The sequence below is a fragment of the Nitratireductor sp. GCM10026969 genome, from assembly GCF_042660605.1.
Taxonomy (GTDB): Bacteria; Pseudomonadota; Alphaproteobacteria; order Rhizobiales; family Rhizobiaceae; genus Chelativorans.
Map to the genome: position 1 here is coordinate 1 of NZ_JBHSUM010000299.1, position 1,340 is coordinate 1,340.

Here is a 1,340-nt window from a genome sequence, read left to right on the forward strand (position 1 = left end):
GCCCGCACGCTTTGGGCCGCGGGCTGCCGGCGCTTCTTCGTGGCGCTGCCGCACGAAGGGCTGGCCTTGCGCGCCGTCCTGCCCGAGGCGCAGATCTTTGTCTTCAACGGGCTGTTCGGGACGGAGGCCGCCGCCGTCTATCGCGAGGCGCGACTCGTGCCCGTTCTCAATTCGCAAAGCGACCTGTCGACCTGGGAAGCCCATGGCTGGAACGGTGAAGACCCCCGTCCCTGCGCGATCCACCTGGAAACGGGCATGAACCGGCTTGGCCTGACAGCCGAACGCGCGCGCACGCTCGCCGAGGAGAACACCCTGACGCGCGCGCTCACGCCCATCCTGGTGATGAGCCATCTGGCCTGTGCGGATGCGCCGGATCACCCGATGAATCGGCGACAATGCGAATCCTTTCAGACCCTTCGGGCGCTTTTTCCAGAAATCGAATCAAGTCTCGCCAATTCCGCCGGCATCTTTTTGGGCGGCGATTTCCTGTGTGACGTCACCCGGCCGGGCATCGCCCTTTACGGCGGCGCACCGAGCGGGGCCAAGCCCAATCCCATGCGCCCGGTGGTCACCGCCGAGGCGCGCATCGCGCAGGTCAGACGCGCCAAGGCCGGCGAGACGGTGAGCTACGGCGCCACGCCTCTTGCCCGCGACACGATCATCGCCGTCGCCTCGACCGGTTATGCCGACGGCTATCACCGCGCCGCCTCCGGCGGCGGCGTGCCTCTGCGCGCGGTACACGGCGGCGCGAGCGGTTTCTTCCACGGACAGGCCGTGCCGGTGCTGGGCCGCGTGACGATGGACCTCACGCTCTTCGACGTCACCGACCTCGGCGCCGATGATGTCGCGGTGGGTGACCACATCGAGCTTTTCGGGCCGAACATGCCCATCGACAGCGTCGCCGCGGCGGCCGGCACCATCGCCTACGAGCTGCTGACGTCGCTGGGGCAGCGGTATCATCGCGAATATGTGGGGGGCGAAGCGTAACGGGATGCTGATTTGCCGCGAGGAACTCTGTCAGCCGTCATCCCGGCCAAGGGAGCTTTGCGACCGCGAGCCGGCCTCCATTCCGGGACTCTTCGGTGGTCCGGAATGGATCCCGGATAGCCTCCGCTCTGCTCCGGCTTCCGGGATGACGCGCGTACATGCGACCACAATCGCCGACAGGACCGCCTCCTGATGGCCAAACCCCGCATCCAGTTCGTCTGCCAGAATTGCGGCACCGTGCACGCCCGCTGGGCGGGCAAGTGCGACGGGTGCGGCGAGTGGAACACGCTCGTCGAGGAAGGCACGTCGACCGGCATCGGCGGCGGGCCGCAGGCTCTGCGAAAGGCGCGGGC

1 protein-coding gene and 1 pseudogene are annotated in these 1,340 nt (G+C 67.9%); both read left to right on the forward strand.

The window, feature by feature from the left end:
• A partial coding sequence (gene alr, locus ACFP9U_RS25080) for an alanine racemase (RefSeq protein ID WP_378625604.1) occupies window positions 1-987 on the forward strand: 987 nt, incomplete at its 5' end.
• 192 nt (window positions 988-1,179) lie between these two features.
• Window positions 1,180-1,340, forward strand: a pseudogene (locus tag ACFP9U_RS25085) (DNA repair protein RadA); the annotation flags it as partial.